16 protein-coding genes are annotated in these 20,103 nt (G+C 69.3%); 9 read left to right on the top strand and 7 right to left on the bottom strand.

Translation table 11 applies throughout. The features are described 5' to 3' along the window. Positions 1-9 precede the first annotated feature (9 nt). Positions 10-972, bottom strand: a complete 963-nt coding sequence (rluD, locus tag D3A60_RS03710; protein WP_231120380.1) for a 23S rRNA pseudouridine(1911/1915/1917) synthase RluD — start codon at positions 970-972, stop codon at positions 10-12. 92 nt (positions 973-1,064) lie between these two features. On the opposite strand from rluD, the gene D3A60_RS03705 reads away from it, so the two are divergent. Continuing rightward, positions 1,065-1,928, top strand: coding sequence for an outer membrane protein assembly factor BamD (locus D3A60_RS03705; protein WP_119717327.1), 864 nt, complete (start codon positions 1,065-1,067; stop codon positions 1,926-1,928). Positions 1,929-2,021: 93 nt separating this feature from the next. On the opposite strand, the gene D3A60_RS03700 is transcribed toward D3A60_RS03705, so the two are convergent. The 4 genes from D3A60_RS03700 to sucC form a co-directional block, all read right to left on the bottom strand. After that, positions 2,022-3,650 (bottom strand): NAD+ synthase, encoded by a 1,629-nt coding sequence (locus tag D3A60_RS03700; RefSeq protein ID WP_119717326.1) that lies wholly within the window; start codon positions 3,648-3,650, stop codon positions 2,022-2,024. After that, positions 3,647-4,048, bottom strand: coding sequence for an endonuclease domain-containing protein (locus D3A60_RS03695; RefSeq protein WP_119717325.1), 402 nt, complete (start codon positions 4,046-4,048; stop codon positions 3,647-3,649). The genes D3A60_RS03700 and D3A60_RS03695 overlap by 4 nt, the downstream gene beginning before the upstream one ends. A 214-nt stretch (positions 4,049-4,262) precedes the next feature. Further along, positions 4,263-5,138, bottom strand: a complete 876-nt coding sequence (gene sucD, locus D3A60_RS03690; RefSeq protein WP_119717324.1) for a succinate--CoA ligase subunit alpha — start codon at positions 5,136-5,138, stop codon at positions 4,263-4,265. Between the two features lie 9 nt (positions 5,139-5,147). Then, on the bottom strand, positions 5,148-6,314 hold the full coding sequence (sucC, locus tag D3A60_RS03685) for an ADP-forming succinate--CoA ligase subunit beta (RefSeq protein WP_119717323.1): 1,167 nt from the start codon (positions 6,312-6,314) through the stop codon (positions 5,148-5,150). Positions 6,315-6,506: 192 nt separating this feature from the next. Here sucC and D3A60_RS03680 point away from each other — a divergent pair, with 192 nt between their 5' ends. From D3A60_RS03680 to D3A60_RS14755, 8 genes are all read left to right on the top strand, one after another. Continuing rightward, entirely contained in the window at positions 6,507-8,123 is a 1,617-nt protein-coding gene (locus D3A60_RS03680; RefSeq protein ID WP_231120379.1) for a sensor histidine kinase, read from the top strand. A gap of 627 nt (positions 8,124-8,750) precedes the next feature. Then, positions 8,751-10,214, top strand: coding sequence for a sigma-54-dependent transcriptional regulator (locus D3A60_RS03675; protein WP_119717322.1), 1,464 nt, complete (start codon positions 8,751-8,753; stop codon positions 10,212-10,214). Between the two features lie 404 nt (positions 10,215-10,618). Beyond that, entirely contained in the window at positions 10,619-11,050 is a 432-nt protein-coding gene (locus D3A60_RS03670; RefSeq protein ID WP_119717321.1) for a pilin, read from the top strand. Between the two features lie 169 nt (positions 11,051-11,219). Next, positions 11,220-12,944: a type IV-A pilus assembly ATPase PilB gene (gene pilB, locus D3A60_RS03665; protein ID WP_119717320.1), complete on the top strand. Its 1,725-nt coding sequence runs from the start codon at positions 11,220-11,222 to the stop codon at positions 12,942-12,944. Between the two features lie 69 nt (positions 12,945-13,013). Continuing rightward, the gene (locus D3A60_RS03660; RefSeq protein ID WP_407062758.1) at positions 13,014-14,213 is read left to right on the top strand and encodes a type II secretion system F family protein; all 1,200 of its coding nucleotides are present in this window, start codon (positions 13,014-13,016) and stop codon (positions 14,211-14,213) included. Positions 14,214-14,231: 18 nt separating this feature from the next. Next, the gene (locus tag D3A60_RS03655) at positions 14,232-15,101 is read left to right on the top strand and encodes a prepilin peptidase (protein ID WP_119717318.1); all 870 of its coding nucleotides are present in this window, start codon (positions 14,232-14,234) and stop codon (positions 15,099-15,101) included. Positions 15,102-15,304: 203 nt separating this feature from the next. Then, positions 15,305-15,925, top strand: coding sequence for a dephospho-CoA kinase (coaE, locus tag D3A60_RS03650; protein WP_119717317.1), 621 nt, complete (start codon positions 15,305-15,307; stop codon positions 15,923-15,925). Between the two features lie 69 nt (positions 15,926-15,994). Beyond that, positions 15,995-16,117, top strand: a complete 123-nt coding sequence (locus D3A60_RS14755; protein WP_269203656.1) for a hypothetical protein — start codon at positions 15,995-15,997, stop codon at positions 16,115-16,117. Positions 16,118-16,132: 15 nt separating this feature from the next. Here the strand turns inward: D3A60_RS14755 and D3A60_RS03645 are convergent, their stop codons facing one another. After that, entirely contained in the window at positions 16,133-17,074 is a 942-nt protein-coding gene (locus tag D3A60_RS03645) for a Nudix family hydrolase (protein WP_119717540.1), read from the bottom strand. Between the two features lie 111 nt (positions 17,075-17,185). Beyond that, the gene (gene secA / locus D3A60_RS03640) at positions 17,186-19,903 is read right to left on the bottom strand and encodes a preprotein translocase subunit SecA (RefSeq protein ID WP_119717316.1); all 2,718 of its coding nucleotides are present in this window, start codon (positions 19,901-19,903) and stop codon (positions 17,186-17,188) included. Positions 19,904-20,103 lie beyond the last annotated feature (200 nt).

The raw sequence follows: 20,103 nt of genomic DNA, 5'->3' as shown, positions 1-20,103 counted from the left end.
GCGCCGGGCTCATGGCGTTTGCGCCTGCGCGTCGTCGTGCAGCGCGCGGACCAGCGCCTGCAGGTCGGCCGGGATCGGCGCGGTGCAGCGCACCGGCTCGCCGCTGACCGGATGGGCGAACTCCAGCGTCTCGGCGTGCAGCGCCTGCCGGCGGAACCCGCGCAGCTGCTCGATCAATTCGGCGCTGGCGCCCTTGGGCAGCTTCAGCGGCCCGCCGTACAGCGGGTCGCCGACGATCGGGTGCTTCAGGTGCGCCATGTGCACGCGGATCTGGTGGGTGCGCCCGGTCTCGAGCCGGCACTCCAGCAGCGTGTGCGCGCGGAAGCGCTCGCGCAGGCGGAAGTGGGTGACCGCGTCGCGGCCGTCGTCGCGCACCGCCATGCGCAGGCGGTCGCGCGGGTGGCGGTCGATCGGCAGGTTCGCGGTGCCGCCGGACACCAGCGCGCCGACCACGACCGCCACGTACTGGCGGTGCACGCCGCGCGAGGCCAGCTGCGCGACCAGCGAGGTGTGCGCCGGCAGCGTGCGGGCCACGACCATGACGCCGGAGGTGTCCTTGTCGAGCCGGTGCACGATGCCGGCGCGCGGCAGCTCGTTGAGCCGCGGATCGCGGTGCAGCAGCGCGTTGACCAGGGTGCCGGTCGGGTTGCCCGCCCCGGGGTGCACGACCAGCCCGGCGGGCTTGTCGATCACGAACACGTGCTCGTCCTCGTACAGCACGTCGAGCGGGATGTCCTCCGGCGCCGAGTGGGTCTGGATCTCGGCGATCGCGGTCAGCGTCACCCGCTCGCCGCCGCGGACCGGGTCGCGCGGGCGGACCTCGCGGCCGTCGAGGCGGGCGTCGCCGGTCTTGATCCACGCGGCCAGACGCGAGCGCGAATAGTCCGGGAACAGCTCGGCCAGCACGGCATCGAAACGGCGCCCGGCGGCGTGGTCGGGCACGGTGGCGGAGACCGTTTCGGTGGGGGGCACGGCAGTGTTCATCCGGAAGGCAGGGATTCAGGGGAGGTCGACTCGGACTGCTATTATCGGCGCTTCGTGCCCCTGGCGCCCGTGAATCTGTCATGACCCCACGCTTGATGCTGCCGCGCCTGATGGCCGTGCTGATGATCGTCCTCGTTGCCGGCGGCTGCGCCCGGCTCGGCAAGATGTTCAAGGACGACGATGCCGACGAGGGCCAGCCGGTCGAGCAGCTGTTCCAGAAGGGCCACGCCCTGATGGAGGGCGGCAACTGGAGCGGCGCCGAGACCACCTACAAGCGGCTGGTCGCCCAGTACCCGTACGGGCCGTACACCGAGCAGGCGCTGATCGAGACGGCCTACGCCCAGTACAAGGCCGGCAAGCACGAGGACGCGATCAGCAGCATCGACCGCTTCATCCGCACCTACCCGACCCACCGCAACGTCGCCTACCTGTACTACCTGCGCGGGCTGACCAATTCCAGCCGCGACACGGTGTTCCTGCAGCGCGTCTGGCGCCTCGACGCCAGCCGCCGCGACCTGGCCACGCCGCAGCAGGCGTTCAACGACTTCTCGATCGTCGTCGAGCGCTACCCGAACAGCCGCTACGCCGACGACGCCAAGAAGCGCATGAACGAGCTGCGCGACCTGTTCGCCCGCCACGAGCTCGACGTCGCGCTGTACTACCTGCGCCGCACCGCCTACGTCGCCGCCGCCGATCGTGCGACCTACCTGCTGGCCACCTACCCGCAGTCGAAGTACGAGAACGACGCGGTCGCCACGCTGGCCGCCGCCTACACCGGCCTGGGCAACGAGGCGCTCGCCGCCGACAGCCGCGCCAAGCTGCAGCAGATGGCGCCGAACCACCCGTACCTGGCCGGCGAGTGGCCGGACTACCCGGGCAACCTGCGCAAGCTCAACCCGTTCGCGGGCGAGAAGTCGGCGCTGGACAACGACGAAGACGAGTAAGCCGCGTCGCCACCCGCACACGAAAACGCCGCCCCTTGGGCGGCGTTTTTCGTTGCAGCGGGCGCGACGGCGGGCTGGGGCCCGTGCTACGCCCTAGGCGCGGTAGCCGTTGCTGATCGGGTAGCGGCGCTCGCGCCCGAACGCGCGGCGCGAGACCTTCGGCCCCGGCGCGGCCTGGTGGCGCTTCCACTCGCCGGTGCGGACCAGCTTCAGCACGCGGTCGACCGTGGCCGGGTCGAATCCGGCGGCGACGATCTCCGCGCGCGACTGCTCCTGGTCGACGTGGCGCAGCAGGATCGCGTCGAGCACGTCGTACGGCGGCAGCGAGTCCTGGTCCTTCTGGTTTTCGCGCAGTTCGGCCGACGGCGGGCGGTCGATCACGCCCTGCGGGATCACCCGGTCGCCGACGGTGTTGCGCCAGCGCGCCAGCGCGTAGACCTCGGTCTTGTACAGGTCCTTGATCGGCGCGTAGCCGCCGCACATGTCGCCGTAGATCGTCGCGTAGCCGACCGCGTACTCGCTCTTGTTGCCGGTGGTCAGCAGCAGCCCGCCGAGCTTGTTGCTCAGCGCCATCATGATCGCCCCGCGCGTGCGCGACTGCAGGTTCTCCTCGGTGACGTCGGCCGCGTGGCCGTCGAACACTTCCGTGAGCGCGCCGAGGAAGCCGGTGAACGGCTGCTCGATCGGCACGGTAACCATGCGCACGCCCTGCGCGGCGCACTGTTCGGCGGCGAGGTCGTTCGACAGGTCGGCCGTGTAGCGCGACGGCATCCGCACCGCGGTGACGTTGTGCGCGCCGAGCGCGTCGACGGCGATCGCCATCACCAGCGACGAGTCGATGCCGCCCGACAGGCCGAGCCAGACCTTCTCGAAGCCGTTCTTGGCGCAGTAGTCGCGGGTGCCGCGCACGACCGCGCGCCACGCCAGCGCGTCGCGGCTCTCGTCGCCGTCGTCGGTCCACTGCACCGGCTGGAACCGGCGCGCGTGCGGGTCGAAGTCGACCACCAGCCACTGGTCGGTGAATGCCGCCGCGGCCGGGTGCACGTGTCCGTCGCCATCGCAGACCACCGACGCGCCGTCGAATACCAGCGCGTCCTGCCCGCCGACCAGGTTGAGGTACGCGATCGCCGCGCCGGTGTCCTTCGCGCGCTGCTCGAGCAGCGCGTCGCGCTGGGCGTGCTTGTCGCGCTCGAACGGCGACGCGTTCGGCACCAGCACCAGCGACGCGCCGGACGCGACCGTGCTTGCGATCGGCTCGGCGAACCACAGGTCCTCGCAGATGACCAGGCCCACGGTGACGCCGTCGACCTCGAACACGCAGTCCTCGCGGTCCGGGTCGACGTCGAAATAGCGGCGCTCGTCGAACACCGCGTAGTTCGGCAGTTCGCGCTTGCGGTAGGTGCGCTCGACCGCGCCGTCGCGCAGCACGCTGGCGGCGTTGTAGACGACCGAGCCGGCGCTCTCGGGCCAGCCGACCACCGCGACGATGCCGTGCACGCCGGCGGCGATCCGCGCCAGCGCCGCGGCACAGTCGGCGAGGAACGACGGCCGCAGCAGCAGGTCCTCCGGCGGGTAGCCGCTGACCGTCAGTTCGGGGAACAGCACCACCTGCGCGCCGTATTCGTCGCGCGCCTCGGCGATCATCGCGGCGATGCGCTCGGCATTGGCCTCGACGGCACCGACGGGAAAATCGAACTGTGCGAGCGCGATGCGGAGGGTCATTCGCTGCCACCTGCTTGTTCCCCCTCTCCCGCGTGCGGGAGAGGGCTGGGGTGAGGGCGGCTTTCGGCCAGCGCCCGATGGATGGATTCAAGTACCGCGCCGGCCTGCGCCAATACGTCATTGTTCCAGAAACGAAGGACCCGGTAGCCGCAGCGTCGCAAGTAACCCGTGCGCACAGCGTCGCCGCGGGCCTCGACATGCTGGCCGCCGTCGAGCTCGACGACCAGGCGCGCCTCGATGCAGACGAAATCGACGACGTAGGGGCCCACCGGATGCTGGCGCCTGAACTTGCATCCTCGCAGGCGCCTGTCGCGCAGGTGGAACCAGATCGCACGTTCGGCGTCGGTCATCTGCCGCCGGAGGTGGCGAGCGAAGTCGCGCTTGTGTCCGTCGCGCATCCTTGCGCTCCTGCCGGGTGAGTGTGCTCAGGTTGGCAAGACCCATCCGCGCCGGCAAGCGCGCGATCCCCTCATCCGCCCTGCGGGCACCTTCTCCCGCCCGCGGGAGAAGGGAGAGCGACGGTTGGCCGGAAGGAGGAAGCAACTAACCGACCCTTCGCCCACGAAAAAGGCCGCCCGGAGGCGGCCTTCTTCTGGTGCAGCGACGCGAGGCTTACTTGGCCAGGCGCTTGGCGATCGCCGCGCCGAGGTCGCCGGGCGACTTGACCGTGGTGACGCCGGCCTTTTCCATCGCCGCGAACTTGCCCTCGGCCGTGCCCGAGCCGCCCGACGCGATCGCGCCGGCGTGGCCCATGCGCTTGCCCTTCGGGGCGCTGGCGCCGGCGATGAAGCCGACCACCGGCTTGGTCACGTACTGGGCGATGAACTCCGCCGCTTCTTCCTCGGCCGAACCGCCGATCTCGCCGACCATGATGATGCCCTCGGTCTGCGGGTCGTCCTGGAACCACTTCAGCGCATCGATGAAGTTGGTGCCGTTGATCGGGTCGCCGCCGATGCCGATGCAGGTCGACTGGCCGAGGCCGACGTCGGTGGTCTGCTTGACCGCTTCGTACGTCAGCGTGCCCGAGCGCGACACGATGCCGATCTTGCCCGGCAGGTGGATGTGGCCCGGCATGATGCCGATCTTGCACTCGCCGGGGGTGATCACGCCGGGGCAGTTCGGGCCGACCAGCACGACGTCCTCGTAGCCGTTGAGCACGTTCTTGACGCGCAGCATGTCCAGCACCGGGATGCCCTCGGTGATGCACACGATGACCTTGATGCCGGCGTCGGCCGCCTCGAGGATCGCGTCGGCCGCGAACGGCGGCGGCACGTAGATGACCGAGGCGTCGGCGCCGGTCTGCTCGACCGCTTCGGCGACGGTGTTGAAGACCGGCAGGCCCAGGTGCTGGCTGCCGCCCTTGCCCGGGGTCACGCCGCCGACGACCTGGGTGCCGTAGTCGAGCATCTGCTGCGCGTGGAAGGTGCCCTGCGAGCCGGTGAAGCCCTGGACGATGACTTTGGTGTTCTTGTTGATCAGGACGGACATGGTCGTTCCTTACTTGCCGGCGACGGCAGCAACCGCCTTCTTCGCGCCGTCGTTGATGTTGTCCGCCGGCGTGATGGCCAGCCCGGAGTTCTTGAGCAGCGCCTTGCCTTCCTCGACGTTGGTGCCCTCGAGGCGCACGATCACCGGCACCTTGACGTCGACTTCCTTGACCGCGGCGATGATGCCCTCGGCGATCATGTCGCAGCGGACGATGCCGCCGAAGATGTTGACGAAGATCGCCTTCACCTTGTCGCTCGAAAGGATCAGCTTGAACGCCTCGGTCACGCGCTCCTTGGTGGCGCCGCCGCCGACGTCGAGGAAGTTGGCCGGCTCGCCGCCTTCCAGCTTGATGACGTCCATCGTCGCCATCGCCAGGCCCGCGCCGTTGACCATGCAGCCGATGTTGCCGTCCATCGTCACGTAGTTGAGGTCGTGCTGGCTGGCCATGACCTCGGTCTCGTCCTCCTGGCGGATGTCGCGCAGCGCGACCAGCTCCGGGTGGCGGAACGAGGCGTTGTCGTCGGAGTCGATCTTGCCGTCGAGCACCGCGAGGCTGCCGTTGGTGAGGATCGCCAGCGGGTTGAGCTCGACCAGCGCCAGGTCCTTCTCCATGAACAGCTTGTAGAGGCCGAGCATGATCTTGGTCAGCTGGCCGACCTGCTTGGCGTCCAGGCCCAGCGCGAAGCCGAGGTTGCGGCATTCGTACGGCTGCAGGCCCTGCACGTAGTTGACGTGCAGCGACTGGATCGCCTCGGGCTTCTCGGCGGCGACCTGCTCGATGTCCATGCCGCCCTCGGCCGACGCGATGAACGTCACCGACTTGGTCGAACGGTCGACCAGCACCGACAGGTACAGCTCCTTGGCGATGTCGGTGCCCTCGGAGATCAGCACCGTGTCGATCGGCAGCTCGACGCCGGCCGTCTGGTAGGTCGCCATCTTCGTACCGAGCATCGCGGCGGCGTACTGCTTCACTTCGTCGTACGACTTCGCCAGCTTGACGCCGCCGGCCTTGCCGCGGCCACCGGCGTGGATCTGCGCCTTGACGACCCACAGGTCGCCCGGGATGGCCTTGGCCGCCGCGACGGCTTCGTCCGGCGTGCGCGCCACGCGCCCGGCCGGCACCGCGATGCCGTAGTCGGCAAACAGCTGCTTTGCCTGGTATTCGTGAAAGTTCATGCGTCACCGAGGGGAGTAAAGAGAACCCCGCGCGGGCGGTGCCGGTGACCCGGTCCCCGCGCGAGGGGGCCGTATTGTCGCCGATCGCCCCAGCCCGGGCAAAACCGACCTTGGTCGCGGCCGCGCCGCTTCCCGCCCGTGGCGGCGCGGGGCGCCGCCTATACTCGCGCCAGCATCCACGGGGACTTCCGCTTGCCGCACCGCGCCGCCACGCCTTCGGACGCCGACGCCGCGCTGGGCCGCGAGCTTTATTTCCTGACCCTGTTCCGGCTGCTCGAAGCGGCGCTGCTGGCGCTGCTGATGTTCGGCCCGGCCAACCTGCTGTCGGCCGAGCCGCGCCACCCGACCCTCGCCGCCGGCGTGGCGCTGGCCTACCTGTTCGCCGCGACGCTGCTGTTCACGCTGGGCCGCGGCAGCGACCTGCAGCGGCAGGCGCTGGTCGGCGTGCTGGTCGACCTGGCGCTGGCGCTGACCGCGATCCACGCGATCCCGTCCGCGGGCACCGGCATCTCGCTGATGCTGGTGTTCAACGTCGCCGCCGCGTCGCTGCTGCTGCCGACCCGGCTGGCGATGGCCGTCGCGGCGCTGTCGGCGATCGGCGTGATCGGCGAGTTCGCGATCAGCCACTACGTCGACACCGGCGACCCGCGCCGCTTCGGCGAGCCGGTGATGTTCGCCCTCGCCTTCGCCGGCTCGGCGACGCTGACCCAGGCCCTCGGCCGGCAGATGCGCGAGAGCTACGAACTGGCCAGCGCGCGCGGCGCCGACGTCGCCCAGCTGTCCGAGCTCAACGAGCTGATCATCCGCCGCCTGCCGACCGGGGTGCTGGTGGTCGACGGCCAGGACCGCCTGCGGCTGGCCAACGAGGCCGGGATGCTGCTGCTCGGCGACGACGGCGACCCGGTCGGCGAGCAGCACCACCGCAACCTCGCGATCGCCTCGCCGGCGCTGGCCAAGCGGCTGGCCGACTGGCGCGCGACCGGCCGCAGCGACAACACCCCGATGCAGCTCAGCGCCGGCATGCCCGAGGTGGTGCCGCGCTTCAACCGGCTGCTGGCCGGCAGCGAGCAGGTGCTGGTGTTCCTCGACGACACCAGCCTGCTGTCGCGCCACGCCGAGTCGCTGACCCTGGCCACGCTCGGCCGCTTCTCGGCCAGCCTCGCCCACGAGATCCGCAACCCGCTGGCGGCGATCAACTACGCCGTGCAGCTGCTGGAGGAGTCGACCGACATCGCCGCCGCTGACCGCCGGCTGCTGGAGATCATCCACCAGCAGGGCAACCGGATGAACGGCATCGTCGAGAACGTGCTCGGGCTGGCCCGGCGCGAACCGGCGAAGGCCGAACTGGTCGAACTGGTCGGCTTCGCCAAGCGCTTCATCGAGGACTACGCCGCCAGCCACCCGCTGGAGAACGACACCCTGCGCGCGACCAGCGCGCGGCCGACCCTCAACGCGCTGGTCGACCCCCGCCAGCTGCACCAGGTCGTCACCGCGCTGGTCCACAACGCGCTGCTGTACGGGCGCATGCCCGGCCAACCGGCGCGGGTGACCCTGCAGGTGTACGCCGACGAGGTCGACACGCCGGTGCTCGAGATCCTCGACCGGGGCCCCGGCATCCCAGACTCGGTCGCCTCGCAGCTGTTCCGCCCGTTCTTCACCACCTCCGGCCACGGCACGGGCCTGGGCCTCTACATCGCCCGCGAGCTGTGCCGGGCGAACCAGGCGACGCTCGAATACGTGCCGGTCCCGGCCGGCGGCGGCTGCTTCCGCATCCGGCTGGCCATGCCGAACGCGCTGCTGCGCCGCTGAGGTCCGTCGACGGCCGGGCCGACGCACCGGCCTCGCGATCCGCTCCACCCCCAGCCGATCCGGCGACCAGCCCGCCGGCGCGGCCGATCACAGCGTCGCCCCCCAGGCGGGGAACATCGCGCGCCGAGCACAACGCCTCGCGCGCAAGCCCCCAGGCTCCGCGCGCGAAGCAAAAAGGGCCGCGCGCGGGGCAAGAACGCTCGAGCCCGGAGCAGAACGCGCCGCGCACGGAGCAAAAAGCCTCGGGCGCCGAGCAAGAAGCCTCGAGCGCGGAGCAAAAACCTGCGCGCGCGGAGCAAAAAGCCTCGCGCTCGGGGCAAAAACCTTCGTGCACGAAGCCAAAAGCCTCTAGCTCCGAGTAACAAGCCTCGCGCACGGAGCAAAAACCTTTGCGCGCGAACCCCAGAGCCTCGCGCGCGGGTCGGAACACCCCGCTCCCGGCCCCTCCGGTCGCGCGGCGGACCGCCGGGCAACGCCGGCTGGGGTCCGCTTGGGCTCCGGCTGGCGGCGTGAACGGGTCCCCGGCCGGCGCTGCAGCCCCCGCCGCCATTGAACGATGGTCGCGGAGCGTCAACCTTGGCCCCGGCCCGGCCGATCCGCTATCGTGGCGCGACATTGGGGGATTACATGACCGAAACGCGCAGCGCACTGGTAGTCGACGACGAACGCGACATTCGCGAGCTGCTGGTCATGACCCTCGGGCGCATGGGGCTGCGCTGTGAAACCGCTTCCTGCCTGGCCGACGCCCGGGCCCAGCTGCAGCGTGGCCGCTTCGACCTGTGCCTGACCGACATGCGCCTGCCCGACGGCTCGGGCATGGACCTGGTCGCCGAGATCAACCAGAAGTACCCGAACACCCCGGTGGCGATGATCACCGCGTTCGGCAACGTCGAGGCCGCCGTCGAGGCGCTGAAGGTCGGCGCGTTCGACTTCGTCGCCAAGCCGGTCGACCTGCCGGTGCTGCGCGACCTGGTCCGCCACGCGCTCGAACTCGGCGAGACCCGCCGCAGCACCGCCGAAACCGTGTCGTCGCGGCTGTACGGCGTGTCGCCGGCGATGGCTTCGCTGCGCCAGACGATCGCCAAGGTCGCCCGCAGCCAGGCGCCGGTCTACATCGCCGGCGAGTCCGGCGTCGGCAAGGAGCTGGTCGCCCGCACGATCCACGCCGAAGGCGGCCGCGCCGGCGGGCCGTTCGTGCCGGTCAACTGCGGCGCGATCCCCAGCGAGCTGATGGAGAGCGAGTTCTTCGGCCACAAGAAGGGCAGCTTCACCGGCGCCCACGCCGACAAGCCGGGCCTGTTCCAGACCGCCGACGGCGGCACCCTGTTCCTCGACGAGGTCGCCGAGCTGCCGCTGGCGATGCAGGTCAAGCTGCTGCGCGCGATCCAGGAGAAGTCGATCCGCCCGGTCGGCTCGAACGCCGAGGTGCCGGTCGACGTGCGCATCCTGTCGGCCACCCACAAAAACCTGGCGCCGATGGTCGCCGACGGCCGCTTCCGCCAGGACCTGTACTACCGCATCAACGTCATCGAGCTGCGCGTGCCGCCGCTGCGCGAGCGGCTCGAGGACCTGCCCGGCCTGTCCGAGCGGATCCTCGCGCGGCTGGCCGACCAGCAGGGCCGCGTCGCCCCGCACCTGGACGCCGAGGCCCTCGCCGCGCTGCGCGCCTACCCGTTCCCGGGCAACGTGCGCGAGCTGGAGAACATCCTCGAGCGCGCGCTGGCGCTGGCCGACGACGAGCGCCTGACCGTCGACGACCTGAGCCTGCCGCGCAACGCGCCGCCGGCCGTCGCCCCCGGCGCGTGGCCGGAGACCTCGCCGTTCGACCCGGTCGAGCCGCCCCGCGGCAACCACGGCGTGACGTCGAACCCGCCCCACGCCGCCGCGGCCGCCGCCGGCATCGACCCGCGCACAATCAACCCGCGCGACACCGCGACCAGCGCCCTGCCCTCGTACATCGAGGAGATCGAGCGCGCGGCGATCCAGCACGCCCTGCAGGAAAACCGCTTCAACAAGACCAAGACCGCCGCGGCGCTGGGCATCACGTTCCGCGCGCTGCGGTACAAGCTGAAGAAGCTCGGGATCGATTGACGCGGTGCGGCCTCGCCGTGTCATGCCGCCATCCGCGCGGACTTGGATGCTGACGAGACAGACGTTGGCGCTCCGGTGCGCCGTGCTCCGTACAACGTGCCCTCACCCCAGCACGCAGCGCGCCGTTGCACCTGAAACCATTGCCGCGTCAGTTATCCCCAGCCTGACTGACACGACGCGTCACTTTGTGGACCCCTTCCGCCGGCGACTGCCGCAGAGCTTGCGGCACGCCGACCCTGCAAACGTGACTGGGTGTTCACTTTGCGCACTAGGCCGCCACGAGGCTGGCGTTGGCACGCGAGTTGCGTACTCTCTTCCTGCACGTGCAGCTCGCACGGCAAGCCGACGGACCGGGGAGCCGGCCCTGCAGGCACGTGAAAATCCAATCACCTAGGGGAAACACCATGAAGAACCAGAAGGGCTTTACCCTGATCGAGCTGATGATCGTCATCGCGATCATCGCCATCCTGCTCGCCATCGCCATCCCGGCGTACCAGGACTACACCACCCGCGCCAAGATCTCCGAGGGCGTGTCGATGGCCGCGCCGGCCAAGCTCGCCGTTGCTGAAACCGCATCGTCGGAGGGCGGCCTCGCGAACGTGACGGCCGCCAACAGCGGCTACACCTTCCCGGGTGCAACCGACTTCGTCTCCGGCATCGCCATCACGGATACCACGGGTGTCATCACTGTGACGATGGCGGGCGCCGGCCTGCCGGCTGACGCAGCCGGTACCATCACGCTGACCCCGACCCCGGTCGGCGTCTCGACGGGTCAGCTGGAGTGGGACTGCGCGAGCACGATTCCGGCCAAGTACCTGCCGTCCGAGTGCCGCTAAGGCTTAATGCGACAAAGTGGTAGAAAAGCCCCGGCCACGAGCCGGGGTCTTTTTTTTGGCCGAGTTGAAGCCAGCGGCGCAGGCTGCAGGGCCAATCCTCGGACCTCATCACGTTCGCGGCTGCCGGGTATTGGGGTACAGTCTTGCGGGGCGTTTTGACGGGGGGCGCATGAGCGCAGTTACGGCCAATCTAGTTGGCATCACCGGCATCGCCCGGCGTTTGGTTCTGGACGGAGCGCTGGAGGAGCAGCCGGCGCGCGAAGCGATGGCCGCGGCCACCGTCGAGCGCAAGCCGCTCGCCGCTTACCTGATCGAGAAAAAGCTGGTCAACCCCGCGCAGCTGGCGGCGGCGAACTCGATCGAATTCGGCGTGCCGCTGTTCGACGTCGCGTCCCTCGATGCCAACCAGTCGGCCATCAAGCTGGTCAGCGAGGAGCTGGTGCGCAAGCACAGCGCGCTGCCGCTGTTCCGACGCGGCAACAAGCTGTTCGTCGGCCTCGCCGACCCCACGAACACCCGCGCGCTCGACGAGATCAAGTTCGCGACCAACCTCGCGGTGGAGGCGGTGCTGGTCGACGAGGACCGCATCCACCGCACGATTGACCAATGGCTCGCTAGCGCCGACTCACTCAATGAGTCCATGGGTGACGGCGATGGGATGGAGAACCTCGAGGTCAGCGGGGGCGAGGAAGATCTCACGGCCGGAGACAGCGGCGTCGACGCGAAGGGCGACGACACGCCGGTCGTCAAATTCATCAACAAGGTGCTGGTCGATGCGATCCGCCGCGGCGGCTCGGACATCCATTTCGAGCCCTACGAGACCGACTACCGCGTGCGCGTGCGCATCGACGGCATCCTCAAGCAAGTCGCGAAGGTGCCGGTCAAGCTGCAGGCGCGGATCGCTGCGCGCCTGAAGGTCATGGCGCAGCTCGACATCGCCGAGAAGCGCGTGCCGCAGGACGGCCGCATCAAGCTGAACCTGTCGAAGAGCAAGCAGATCGACTTCCGCGTCAGCACCCTTCCGACCTTGTTCGGCGAAAAGGTGGTGCTGCGTATCCTCGATGGCGGCGCGGCCAAGCTCGGCATCGACAAGCTCGGCTACGAAGAAGCACAGAAGAAGCTTTTCGTCGACGCGATCGACAAGCCCTACGGCATGGTGCTGGTGACAGGCCCGACCGGCTCGGGCAAGACCGTGTCGCTGTACACCGCGCTGAACATCCTCAACGACGAGTCGCGCAATATCTCCACCGTCGAGGACCCGGTCGAAATCCGCGTGCCGGGCATCAACCAGGTGCAGATGAACGTCAAGCGCGGCATGACGTTCGCCGCCGCGCTGCGCAGCTTCCTGCGCCAGGACCCGGACGTGATCATGGTCGGCGAAATCCGCGACCTCGAGACCGCCGAAATCGCGATCAAGGCGGCACAGACCGGCCACATGGTGCTGTCGACGCTGCACACCAACGACGCGCCGCAGACGATCGCGCGCCTGATGAACATGGGCGTGGCGCCGTACAACATCACCTCGTCGGTCACCCTTGTCATCGCCCAGCGCTTGGCGCGCCGGCTGCACGATTGCAAGAAGGAAGTCCACCTGCCCGAGCATGCGCTGCTGGCCGAGGGCTTTACCCACGAAGAGATTGCCGCGGGCCTGAAGATCTACGACGCCGTCGGCTGCCCGGACTGCACCGAGGGCTACAAGGGCCGCACCGGCATCTACCAGGTCATGCCGATGTCCGAGGAGATCCAGGAGATCGTGCTCGCCGGCGGCAACGCCATGCTGATCGCCGAGACGGCACGCAAGGCCGGCATCAACGACCTGCGCGCCTCCGCCCTGATGAAAGTGCGCAACGGCGTGACCAGCCTTGCCGAAATCAACCGTGTCACCAAGGACTAAGCCATGTCCGCTACTCGCCCTTCCGTGAAATCCAGTGCGCCCAAAGTGCCGGTCCGCCGACCGGACGCCATGCCCGTCTTTGTGTGGGAAGGCAAGGACAAACGCGGCGTAACGATGAAGGGCGAGCAGCCCGCCAAGAACGCCAACATGATCCGCGCCGAACTGCGGAAACAGGGGATAACGCCCGGCGTTGTGAAGCCCAAGCCCAAACCCCTGTTCGGCGGCGCGGGCAAGCGCATCACCCCGCTTGATATCGCAGTGTTCAGTCGCATGCTGGCGACCATGATGAAGTCGGGTGTGCCAATCGTCACCGCGCTGGAAATCATGGGCGGCGGGCAGAAGAACCCGAAGATGCGGGATATGGTCAACGCGCTGCGCGCCGACATTGAGAGCGGCTCGTCACTCTCGGAAGCGATCAGTAAGTACCCGGTGCAGTTCGATGAGCTGTACCGGAATCTTGTGAAAGCCGGCGAATCAGCAGGCGTACTCGAAACCGTGCTGGACACGATCGCCAACTATAAAGAGAACATCGAAACCCTAAAGGGCAAGATCAAGAAGGCCCTTTTCTATCCTGCGACCGTCGTTGCCGTGGCGCTCATCGTTAGCTCCATCCTGCTCATCTTTGTTGTTCCTCAGTTTGAACAGGTTTTCCAGAGCTTTGGTGCGGACTTGCCCGCCTTTACCAAGATGATCGTCGCGATGAGCGATTTCATGCTGCGTTGGTGGTGGCTGATCCTGCTGATCGTTGTGGGCTCAATCATTGCTTTCATCATGGCGAAGAATCGCTCGCCGGCATTTGCTCACTTTCTAGATCGCACCATGCTGAAGATCCCGGTGATCGGGCAGGTGATGCACAACTCGGCTATTGCCCGTTTTGCGCGGACGACCGCCGTGACCTTTAAGGCGGGCGTGCCTCTGGTCGAGGCGCTGGACAGCGTCGCTGGCGCGACGGGCAATGTCGTGTACGAGAAGGCCGTTTACCGAATCCGTGACGACGTGGCGGTCGGCTATTCGATGAACATGGCGATGAAGCAGGTCAACCTGTTCCCGCACATGGTCACGCAGATGGTGTCCATCGGCGAAGAGGCCGGCGCGCTCGACGCGATGCTGTTCAAGGTCGCTGACTTCTACGAGCAGGAGGTCAACAACGCGGTCGATGCGCTGGCGAGCCTCATGGAACCGCTGATCATGATCTTCCTCGGCGTGGTCGTCGGCGGCATGGTGATCGGCATGTACCTGCCGATCTTCAAGCTCGCCGGCGCAATCTAAGCGCAGACCGCACGACGCATGGCATTCCTCGACCAGAACCCCGCCATCGGCTTCCCGATGGCGGCGGGCTTCGGGCTGCTGGTGGGCAGCTTCCTCAACGTGGTGATCCTGCGCCTGCCCAAGCGGCTGGAGTGGCAGTGGAAGCGCGACAGCCGGGAGATGCTCGGCGAGCCGGACAACTACGACCCGCCGCCGCCGGGCATCGTCGTCGAGCGCTCGCACTGCCCGCACTGCAAGGCGCAGCTGAGCTGGCACGAGAACATTCCGCTGTTCAGCTGGCTGGCGCTGCGCGGCAAGTGCCGGCACTGCCGTGCCCCGATCTCGCCGCAGTACCCGCTGGTCGAACTGCTGACGATGCTGCTGTTCGTCGCCTGCGTGTGGCGCTTCGGCTTCGGCTGGCAGGGCTTCGGCGCGATGGTGTTCACCGCGTTCCTGATCGCGCTGTCGGGCATCGACCTGCGCACCCAGCTGCTGCCCGACCAGCTGACGCTGCCGCTGATGTGGCTCGGCCTGATCGCCGCGGCGGACAACCTCTACATGCCCGTGAAGCCCGCGCTGCTCGGCGCAGTCGCCGGCTACCTGAGCCTGTGGATCGTGTGGTGGGTGTTCAAGCAGCTGACCGGCAAGGAAGGCATGGGCCACGGCGACTTCAAGCTGCTCGCCGCGATCGGCGCGTGGGCCGGGCTCAGCGGCGTGCTGCCGACCATCCTGTTCTCGTCGCTGGTCGGCGCGATCGTCGGTTCGATCTGGCTGGCGATGAAGGGCCGCGACAAAGCCACGCCGATCCCGTTCGGCCCGTACCTGGCCATCGCCGGCTGGATCACGTTCTTCTGGGGCAACCAGATCGTCGACGGGTACATGCGCTACTCGGGGCTGTCGGGGCCCTGACCGCGGCGGCGTGCTGAGCTTTGCGCCCAGCGTGGCCCGCACACGCAGAAGCGCCTTACCGCCCGGGTCGCGGGCCGCGCGTGGGGCATGACCACGTTGCATGCACGGCCGATGAGCCCATCGCCCATGGCTTCGGCGCGTCTCGCGCGCCCGCGCGCCGGCCCCGGTAGCATCACCGCCACTTCCATTGCGACGCGGGCCCCATGAGCGACTACATCGTCGGCGTTACCGGAGGCGTCGCCTCGGGCAAGTCCGAGGTCACCCGCCGCTTCGAGGCGCTCGGTGCGGTCGTGGTCGATGCGGACGTCGCGGCGCGGGAGGCGGTCGCGCCGGACAGCGCCGGCCTGGCCGAGGTCGTCGCGGCATTCGGCCCGTCGGTGCTGCTCCCCGACGGCGGCCTCGACCGGGCCGCGATGCGCCAGCGCGTGTTCGACGACCCCGCCGCGCGCCGGCAGCTCGAAGCGATCATCCACCCGCGCGTGCGCGCGCACCTGCACGAGGCCTGCGCCGCGGCGCCCGGGCCGTACGCGATCGCCGCGATCCCGCTGCTTGCCGAGAGCGGCGGCCGCGAGCACTACCCGTGGCTGGACCGCATCCTCGTCGTCGACGTCGCGCCCGACGTGCAGCGCGCGCGGGTGATGCGCCGCGACGCGATCGATGCCGCGCTCGCCGAGCGGATGATCGCCGCGCAGGCGACCCGCGAGCAGCGCCTGGCCATCGCCGACGACGTGATCGTCAACGACGGCCCGCTGGACGCGCTGGACGCGCACGTCGCGGCGCTCGACCGGCGCTATCGGGCGCTGGCCATGACCGCGGTCACGTGACTTGAAGCAGGCGCGGGGCGTGCCGCTGGCGGGCACGCTGTCGCCGTCACCGGCTCAACGGAGCGTCCGATGCCGCCCGAATCCCGCCCTGCCCGCGCTCGCAAGCCGCTGCTGCTGCTGGGGCTGGCGGGAATCGCGGTCGCCGTGCTCGGCTACCTGTTCGGGCAGTGGCTGCACGCCACGTTCGGATAACGGGTCGGCTGCGCGCTAGCGAGCGGGCCACAGCCCGGTGATCGCGGCCACGCCCTGCGCGCCGGCCCGGCGCGCCGCAGGCAGGTCGGCCGGCGTCAGCCCGCCGATCGCGTACAGCGGCAGCGATACGCCCTCGCGCAGCGCTGCGAAGCCGCCCCATCCGAGGGTCGCGCCGCCCGGATGGCTGGCGCTGGGCCGCACCGTGCCGAGCACCACGAAGTCGCAGGCCAGCGCCTCGGCCAGCTGCAGCTCGTCGGCCGTGTGGCACGACGCGGCCAGGGCCACGTCTCGGGGAAGCGCGTCGCGCGTCGCGCCGGCGAGCTGCGATGCCCGCAGGTGCAGGCCGATCCCGAACTCGCCCGCAAGTGACGCGTCGCCGTTCACCAGCACCTGGGCGCCGACGGCGCGGCAGCGCGCGACGGCCTGCTCGACCAGCCGCCGCCAGCGCGCCGCATCGAGACCCGGCGCGCGCAGCTGCACGCGGCGGATGCCGCCGGCGAGCGCGCTCGACAGGGCGTCGAGCCACGCGGCGTCGTCGGCACCGGGCATCGGGGTCACGAGGTAGGCGTCGGGCTGCTGCAGGGCGGCGACGACGGGGCGGTCGGCCGGCGGCATCGAGTAGCGCGCCAGCTTGTCGAGCGGCACCCACATCAGCGCCTGCCCCTCGCGCCCGCGGGCGGTGCCGCGCCAGGCGCGGATCTCGCGGACGTCCAGCGTCAGGCGCTTGTCGGGGTACGCCTGCGGGACCGCGATCAGCGGATCGCCCGGCTCGACGTCGATGCCGAGCTCTTCGTGCAGCTCGCGCACCAGCGCGGCTTCGGCCGACTCGCCGGGCTCGCGCTTGCCGCCGGGGAATTCCCACAGGCCGGCGAGGTCGCGGCCCTCGGTGCGGCGGGCCAGCAGGATGCGCCCGCGCGCGTCGCGGATGACGCCGGCGACGACCTCGACGTGGCGCAGACCGAGGTGATCCCGGTCAGGCGCAGCGGACTGCGCTGGCACCGGCGTCAGCACGGGCGCGTGCGCCACGGGCCGACCGGTCGCGTCGCGACCGGCACGGGCCGACTTCGGTCAGGCGAGCTGCCCATGGCAGTGCTTGTACTTCTTGCCGCTGCCGCACGGGCACGGGTCGTTGCGGCCGACGTTGGCAAACGCCGCCTCGCTGACGGCCTCGGCTTCCTCGTCGGCGCCGAAGCCGCCGGCGTCGGCGTGCTGGAACTGCATCTGCTGCGCCTGGGCCTGCGCCTGGGCACGCTCGGCCGCCTCCATCTGCGCGATCTCTTCCTCGCTGCGGATGCGCACGCGGGCCAGGATCGTGACGACCTCGCGCTTGACCTTGTCGAGCATGTCGCTGAACAGCTCGAACGCTTCCTTCTTGTACTCCTGCTTCGGCTGCTTCTGGGCGTAGCCGCGCAGGTGGATGCCCTGGCGCAGGTAGTCCATGCGCGCCAGGTGCTGCTTCCAGTTGTCGTCGAGCACGTTGAGCATGATGTGCTTCTCGAGCATGCGCATCGTCTCGGCGCCGAGCTGCTGCTCGCGCACGTCGAAGTGCGCGTTGACCGCATCGGTCACGCGCTGGGCGACGCCCTCGGCGTCGAGCTCCTCGGCGCTCTGCGCCATCTGCACCAGCGGCAGCTGCACGCCGAAGTCCTCGGCCAGTGCCGCTTCGAGGCCCGGCAGGTCCCACTGCTCGTCGACCGAGTTCGGCGGCACGAAGCGGGCCACCACGTCCGCCACCACGTCCTCGCGGATGCCGTCGACGTTGTCCTGCACGGACTCGGCCTCGAGCAGCTCGTCGCGCTGACCGTAGATCACCTTGCGCTGGTCGTTGTTGACGTCGTCGTAGTCGAGCAGGTTCTTCCGGATGTCGAAGTTGTGGGCCTCGACCTTGCGCTGCGCGTTGGCGATCTGCTTGGTCACCATCGCGCTTTCGATGATGTCGTCTTCCTTCAGGCCCATGCGCGCCATGACGCGCTGCACCCAGTCGGCGGCGAAGATCCGCATCAGGTTGTCTTCGAGCGACAGGTAGAAGCGCGAGCTGCCCGGGTCGCCCTGGCGGCCGGCGCGGCCGCGCAGCTGGTTGTCGATGCGGCGGCTCTCGTGGCGCTCGGTGCCGATGATGTGCAGGCCCCCGGCGGCCTTGACCGCGTCGTGGCGGGCCTGCCACTCGGCCTTCAGGCGCGCTTTGGTGGCCTCATCGACCTCGGCGCCGGTGTCGGCCTCGATCTGCGCCAGCTCGGCCTCTAGCGAGCCGCCGAGCACGATGTCGGTGCCGCGGCCGGCCATGTTGGTGGCGATGGTGACCGCGCCCGGGCGGCCGGCCTGCGCGACGATGTGCGCCTCGCGCTCGTGCTGCTTGGCGTTGAGCACCTCGTGGGTGATGCCGGCCTCGCGCAGCTGCTCGCTGAGCATCTCGGAGACTTCGATCGACGTGGTGCCGACCAGCACCGGCTGCTGCCGCGCGTGGGCGTCCTTGATCTCGTTGATCACCGCGCGGTACTTGCCGGCGCGGTTGAGGAACACCGCATCCGGGTGGTCCTTGCGCACCATCGGGCGGTGGGTCGGGATCACGATGACCTCGAGCCCGTAGATGCTCTGGAACTCGTAGGCTTCGGTGTCGGCCGTGCCGGTCATGCCGGCGAGCTTGCCGTACATGCGGAACAGGTTCTGGAAGGTGATGCTGGCCAGCGTCTGGTTCTCGCGCTGGACCGGCACGCCCTCCTTGGCCTCGACCGCCTGGTGCAGGCCGTCGGACCAGCGGCGGCCGGCGAGCGTGCGGCCGGTGAACTCGTCGACGATGATGACCTCGCCGTCGCGGACGATGTAGTCGACGTCTCGCTGGTAGATCGCGTGCGCGCGCAGCGCGGCGCCGAGGTGGTGAACGACGCCGATGTTCTGGCCCGAGTACAGGCCGTCGTCCTCGCCCTGCAGGATCCCAGCCTGGCGCAGCAGCGCCTCGGCGTGCTCCTGGCCGGCCTCGGACAGGTGCACCTGCTTGCTCTTCTCGTCGACCCAGTAGTCGCCGATGCCGTCCTCGACTTCCTGGCGCTTCAGCGACGGGACGATCCGGTTGACCTTGATGTACAGCTCCGGCGACTCGTCGGCCGGGCCGGAGATGATCAGCGGGGTGCGCGCCTCGTCGATCAGGATCGAGTCGACCTCGTCGATGATCGCGAAGTTGAGGCCGCGCTGGAATCGATCGTCCTTCGACAGCGCCATGTTGTCGCGCAGGTAGTCGAAGCCGATCTCGTTGTTGGTCGCGTAGGTGATGTCGGCGGCGTACGCGGCGTGCTTGTCGGCATGCGGCATGCCCGGGTACACGACGCTGACGCTCAGTCCGAGCCAGCTGTACAGCTTGCCCATCCACGCCGAGTCGCGGCGCGCCAGGTAGTCGTTGACGGTGACGACGTGGACGCCCTTGCCCTCGAGCGCGTTCAGGTACACCGGCAGGGTGCCGACCAGGGTCTTGCCCTCGCCGGTGCGCATCTCGGCGATCTTGCCCAGGTGCAGGACCATGCCGCCGATCAGCTGCACGTCGTAGTGGCGCATGCCCAGCACGCGGCGCGACGCCTCGCGGCAGACCGCGAAGGCCTCTGGCAGGAGCTTGTCGAGCGATTCGCCGTCGCGGATGCGCTGCTGGAATTCGGGGGTCTTGGCCTGCAGCTGCGCGTCGCTGAGCTTCTCCATCTCCGGCTCGAGGGCGTTGATCTTCACCACGGAGCGTTGCAGCTGGCGCAGCAGGCGTTCGTTACGGCTGCCGAAGACGCGGGTAAGCAAACTGTTGAGCATTGATCAGGCCGGAAAGGGGTGGGAACGGAACCGGTCCATGGAGCGGCTCCCGACAATTAAAAAAGGGCGCGGGGCGCCCTTGTTGGCAACCCCGATTGTAGCTGGGGGCGAGGACGGGCGCTCACAAGCCATTGGCTTGTGCCCCTCCGAGCGCCCGGAGCGGCTGTGCCGCGCAGGGCCGGAACGAAGGCGGCTGCTCA

It is taken from the genome of Cognatilysobacter tabacisoli (assembly GCF_003586305.1).
Taxonomy (GTDB): Bacteria; Pseudomonadota; Gammaproteobacteria; order Xanthomonadales; family Xanthomonadaceae; genus Cognatilysobacter_A; species Cognatilysobacter_A tabacisoli.
Note: the sequence above shows the minus strand (reverse complement) of the source record. Positions and strands in the feature narration are given on the sequence as shown.

Excerpts from the sequence above, each read along its gene's own strand:
- D3A60_RS03705 (WP_119717327.1), top strand. The coding sequence starts at position 1,065 with ATGACCCCACGCTTGATGCTGCCGCGCCTGATGGCCGTGCTGATGATC.
- D3A60_RS03700 (WP_119717326.1), bottom strand. The coding sequence starts at position 3,650 with ATGACCCTCCGCATCGCGCTCGCACAGTTCGATTTTCCCGTCGGTGCC.
- D3A60_RS03695 (WP_119717325.1), bottom strand. The coding sequence starts at position 4,048 with ATGCGCGACGGACACAAGCGCGACTTCGCTCGCCACCTCCGGCGGCAG.
- sucD (WP_119717324.1), bottom strand. The coding sequence starts at position 5,138 with ATGTCCGTCCTGATCAACAAGAACACCAAAGTCATCGTCCAGGGCTTC.
- sucC (WP_119717323.1), bottom strand. The coding sequence starts at position 6,314 with ATGAACTTTCACGAATACCAGGCAAAGCAGCTGTTTGCCGACTACGGC.
- D3A60_RS03675 (WP_119717322.1), top strand. The coding sequence starts at position 8,751 with ATGACCGAAACGCGCAGCGCACTGGTAGTCGACGACGAACGCGACATT.
- D3A60_RS03670 (WP_119717321.1), top strand. The coding sequence starts at position 10,619 with ATGAAGAACCAGAAGGGCTTTACCCTGATCGAGCTGATGATCGTCATC.
- pilB (WP_119717320.1), top strand. The coding sequence starts at position 11,220 with ATGAGCGCAGTTACGGCCAATCTAGTTGGCATCACCGGCATCGCCCGG.
- D3A60_RS03660 (WP_407062758.1), top strand. The coding sequence starts at position 13,014 with ATGCCCGTCTTTGTGTGGGAAGGCAAGGACAAACGCGGCGTAACGATG.
- D3A60_RS03655 (WP_119717318.1), top strand. The coding sequence starts at position 14,232 with ATGGCATTCCTCGACCAGAACCCCGCCATCGGCTTCCCGATGGCGGCG.
- coaE (WP_119717317.1), top strand. The coding sequence starts at position 15,305 with ATGAGCGACTACATCGTCGGCGTTACCGGAGGCGTCGCCTCGGGCAAG.
- D3A60_RS14755 (WP_269203656.1), top strand. The coding sequence starts at position 15,995 with ATGCCGCCCGAATCCCGCCCTGCCCGCGCTCGCAAGCCGCTGCTGCTG.
- secA (WP_119717316.1), bottom strand. The coding sequence starts at position 19,903 with ATGCTCAACAGTTTGCTTACCCGCGTCTTCGGCAGCCGTAACGAACGC.